This is a genomic window from Stenotrophomonas sp. GD03958, assembly GCF_029839005.1.
Classification (GTDB): Bacteria; Pseudomonadota; Gammaproteobacteria; order Xanthomonadales; family Xanthomonadaceae; genus Stenotrophomonas; species Stenotrophomonas hibiscicola.
Genome location: NZ_JAOBZT010000133.1, coordinates 1 through 3,927, shown reverse-complemented (window position 1 = coordinate 3,927; position 3,927 = coordinate 1). Strand labels below are relative to the sequence as shown.

Sequence of the window (3,927 nt, the reverse complement as noted above, 5' to 3'; positions counted from 1 at the left end):
CGCGGTGCGCAGGCTCGCCAGCGATTCGGCCTGCAGCCGCTCGTAGATCTCGAACTCGTCGTTCACCGCCACGCCCAATGCCTGCTCGAAGGCCTCGCGGTTGGCATGCGCGGCATAGGCGCGCTGTTCTTCGCCACCCAGGTTCGACTGGAAAATGCCTGCGGCGCTGACCGGCAGGAAATCCTCGTAGACGATCGGGTCAGCCGTCGCCAGGCCGGCGGCCACCAGCACTTCAGCGGGCAGATCGGCCACGCGCTCCGGCGCGGCGCGGCCGGCGTCGGTCAGCTGGTAGCGGTAATACCCCAGGCCTTCCTGGCGCAGCGTGTCATGGTCATCCGGGAAGCTGGCGAACACCGCCTGCAGGCGCCGGCCGTAGTCGCCGCCGGTGCTGCCTTCGCCACCGGCGTCGCGGGCCTGCGACAACAGTTGGTCGTACAGCGCGCGGCCCTTCGGGGTCAGCGCCAGGCCGCGTTGTTCGATCTCGCCGAAGCGCGCGGTATGCGTGCCGGCGTCACCACCTTCGGCATCCGGGAAATGAACGGCTTCTTCCAGCGCCTTGAAGCTGGTCTGACGCAGCAGGATCGGGCAGGCGCGGCGCGGCGGACCTTCGATGACCGCCTTGGCCGCCATGCCGTGCTCGATCATTGCCGCCTGTGCAGCGTCGATGTCCAGCGTGCGCGGGGTCAGGTGGTTGATGTGCGGGCCACGGAAGCTGACCACGTCGGCCACCAGCCGGTGCGCGTTGTGCAGCGCGCGGTAGGTCGGCAGATCGACCGTGGCATCGCCGTGCCAGCGGAAGGTTTCCAGTGCTTCATCAACGAAGCGCTCGGCATCGGCCTGCGACAGGCCGCCGTCACGCTCGGCCTGCTCGATCAGTGCCAGTGCGCCGTCGGTAAAGATGCGGCGGCGTGCCAGGATCTTCGCCGACTCGGCACGCAGCGCTTCATCTTCGATCAGTTCCAGGCGCAGCAGCGAGGTGAACACGCGGAACGGATTCTGTGCCAGCGCCGCGCCGGTGAGTGGGCGGAACGCGGTGGAGTGCACCGGCACGCCGGCCACCGACAGGTCGTAGTAGCCGACGGGGTACATGCCCATCACCGCGAACAGGCGGCGCAGCGTCGCCAGCTCCTGCGCGGTGCCGACGCGGATCGCGCCATGGCGCTCTTCGTCCAGGCGCGCACGCTCGTCGTTGCGCTGCAGCTGCGCGGCCAGCGCCGGGTCCTGGGCAAGCACCTGCGCGTTGATCCGCTCCACCAGTTCCACCAGCGTGCCGTACAGCGGCACTTCGGTGCGGTACATGCGGGACATGGCCTGCGCGAACAGGCGGCGGATCACATCAGGCGAAACGAAAGAGGCGCTCATCAGTCACTCGATTACGGGAACGGGGAACAGCTCGGACCCGTATTGTCGCCGGAGCGCCCGGCGGCGGCGATACGCAGAGCAACATAAGGAAACCGGTAGTGCAGATTGTCCGGCTTGGTGGGCATGCGCTTGACCACCGCCTCCCAGCCGCCCTCCGGGTCCTGGCTGAAGGCACGCACGCTGTCGCGGCAGGTCTGGCCACTGGCCTTGGCCCAGAAGCAGGCGAAATAGATGTCTCCTGCCTGCCAGCCGTGGGTGGTGAACAGCGCGCTGATGTAGCCGCGCGGCACGTCGGCATAGCGCGACACTTCGTCGAGGAAGGCGTCGGGGTAGCGTTCGGCGTAATGGTTGATGTCCTGCAGCTGGGCATCGACCCAGCTGTCGCCGGTGTCCACTTCGTAGGCGCTTGAGCGCTCGGCGGTCTGCTGGGCCAGCACGGTGGCCGGCGCCAGCAGCAGGGACAACATCAGCGCGCGCAGTAGGTGGTTCATGCCCCGATTCTGCCGCAGCCGACGGGCCCTGTCAGGCCGCAGCGGCCTTGGCCTCGATCGCCGCCAGTGCGGCCGGCCAGTCGTGGGCGGTATCGGCAGTGACCATGCGCGGTTCGTCGTCGGCCACGCCATGCTGGGTCTCGTGGGCCCAGGTCACTGCGTACGGGGTATGCACGCCCCAGCCACCCAGGGTGACCACCGGCTCGATGTCCGAGCGCAGCGAGTTGCCGACCATCACGAAGCGCTGCATCGGCAGGTCGAATTCGGCCAGCACGCGGGCGTAGGTCTCCGGGTCCTTCTCGGAAACGATCTCGATGCGCGGGAAGAGCTCGGCCAGGTTGGCGACCCTGATCTTCGCTTCCTGGTGGAACAGGTCGCCCTTGGTGATCAGCACCACCGGGTAGTGCTCGGCGATGGCCGCCACCGCTTCGCGCACACCGTCGATCAGCTCGACCGGGTGGCGCAGGGTGTCGTGGCCGATCTCCAGGATGCGCTGGATGTCCTTGGCCTCGATGCGCTGGCCGGTGATGTCGATGGCCGCTTCGATCATCGACAGGGTCATGCTCTTCACGCCGTAGCCGAAGGTGCCCAGGTGGCGCTGCTGCACTTCCAGCAGGTGGCGCGCGGTCTGGGTGTCATGCACGTCGACGTAGCGCGACAGCAGGTCAAGATAATCCTGCTCGGCCTTGCGGTAGTAGTCCTCGCTCTTCCACAGCGTATCGTCACCGTCAAAACCGACCAGGCCGATGGCGCGCGACGGCGCAGGCGTGGAGGTGTTCATCGCGCAAGGATACAGGGGCCGTGGTGACGAAAAAAACCCGGGCGGCCGAAGCCGCCCGGGTTCCCATACGCCCCGATACAGGTCTTACCTGCCCTGCGCACCCTGCGCTGCGCCGCCGGCGCCGGCCTGCTGGGCGGCCACATAGGCCTTGTACTCATCGGCGCTCAGCTCACCGTCCTTGTTGGTATCGGCCTGGTCGAACACCTGGGCCAGGCCGGCGTTCACCTGCGCCTCGGTCTTGCTGATGGTGCCGTTGCCATCGGTATCGATGCTGGCCCAGGTCTGGCCACCGCCGTTGGCCTGGGCCGAGGCCGCTGCGGCCGCATTGGTTGCCTGGTCAGCCGCCTGGCCCGCCTGTGCCGCTGCCTGCTGCGCCTGGGCGGCCTCGTTCTGTGCCTGCGCGGCCTGCTGCTTGGCCGACTGGGCCATCGCCGGGATGGCCAGCACGCTGCCGGCGGCGACGATCAGGGCGATCAGGGGCTTGCGGTTGCGAATAGTCATCAGGGGTGTCTCCTGCCAATTGGGTGGTGTTGCGCGGCGTGTTGTCTCCGCACGGCACCTACCCTGCCACCGCGTTTCTGAATCGATTTTGCGTCGCGAGCGGCGTGCACACACACGATTAACCACTCGCCTCCACCCATGCATTAGCGCGGTGGTTAGCAGCAAGTGAGCAGCTCATAAGATGCGCATTCAGCGCCGCAGGATTTAACCGGCAACCAACGAAAAACCTGCGTCAGTCGACGGTTTCTTTCGATGACCGCGAACTGAACAACACCCAGCCGAGCGCAACACCAGCGAGCGCGCCGGCGATTTCCAGCACCACGCGACTGCCGAGTTCGTTCGGATCGTGGATGGTTGCCAGGAACAGGCGCGCGTACAGCGGTGACTCCAGCCGCACGATGCCCATGTAGAACAGCTTCCATGCATCGATGCCGGCGGAGATGATCACGGCGATGACACAGGACCACCCGATCGCATGCCCCGCTGTCCAGTGCAGGAGCCGGCACAGCTGCGACCACAGGAAGTACACCAGCAGCCCGACCAGCATGGCGATGGCGCCGGCTTCCAGGGTACCGAGCAGGCCGAAGTGCAGGGGAAGGTTCATCGGGTGGGCAGGGATGAAGAGGCGGCCAGTGTAAGGGATCTGCGCCGGACCCAATCCGGTAGCCACAGTAGATCCACGCCATGCGTGGATGAATCTCCATCGAGATCGAATATCGCGACGATTGAACAAGAAGCAGCCGAGCATGGGCTCGGCTCTACAACGGACCGCGCGGGAAACTGTCGAAGGCG

Annotated in this window: 5 protein-coding genes; all 5 read right to left on the bottom strand. The window is 66.6% G+C overall.

What is annotated here, in order from left to right; translation table 11 throughout:
- A partial coding sequence (locus tag N5C25_RS20290; RefSeq protein WP_262212237.1) for a VOC family protein occupies positions 1-1,362 on the bottom strand: 1,362 nt, incomplete at its 3' end.
- Between the two features lie 11 nt (positions 1,363-1,373).
- The gene (locus N5C25_RS20285) at positions 1,374-1,853 is read right to left on the bottom strand and encodes a hypothetical protein (protein WP_279937783.1); all 480 of its coding nucleotides are present in this window, start codon (positions 1,851-1,853) and stop codon (positions 1,374-1,376) included.
- 31 nt (positions 1,854-1,884) lie between these two features.
- The gene (locus N5C25_RS20280) at positions 1,885-2,634 is read right to left on the bottom strand and encodes an HAD family hydrolase (protein ID WP_279937781.1); all 750 of its coding nucleotides are present in this window, start codon (positions 2,632-2,634) and stop codon (positions 1,885-1,887) included.
- Between the two features lie 84 nt (positions 2,635-2,718).
- Entirely contained in the window at positions 2,719-3,135 is a 417-nt protein-coding gene (locus N5C25_RS20275) for an EF-hand domain-containing protein (RefSeq protein WP_019662197.1), read from the bottom strand.
- Positions 3,136-3,367: 232 nt separating this feature from the next.
- Positions 3,368-3,739 (bottom strand): hypothetical protein, encoded by a 372-nt coding sequence (locus N5C25_RS20270; RefSeq protein ID WP_058980957.1) that lies wholly within the window; start codon positions 3,737-3,739, stop codon positions 3,368-3,370.
- Between the last annotated feature and the right edge of the window lie 188 nt (positions 3,740-3,927).

Bases quoted from the DNA above. Each gene is read 5' to 3' on its own strand.
- N5C25_RS20285 (WP_279937783.1), bottom strand. From the start codon at position 1,853: ATGAACCACCTACTGCGCGCGCTGATGTTGTCCCTGCTGCTGGCGCCG.
- N5C25_RS20280 (WP_279937781.1), bottom strand. From the start codon at position 2,634: ATGAACACCTCCACGCCTGCGCCGTCGCGCGCCATCGGCCTGGTCGGT.
- N5C25_RS20275 (WP_019662197.1), bottom strand. From the start codon at position 3,135: ATGACTATTCGCAACCGCAAGCCCCTGATCGCCCTGATCGTCGCCGCC.
- N5C25_RS20270 (WP_058980957.1), bottom strand. From the start codon at position 3,739: ATGAACCTTCCCCTGCACTTCGGCCTGCTCGGTACCCTGGAAGCCGGC.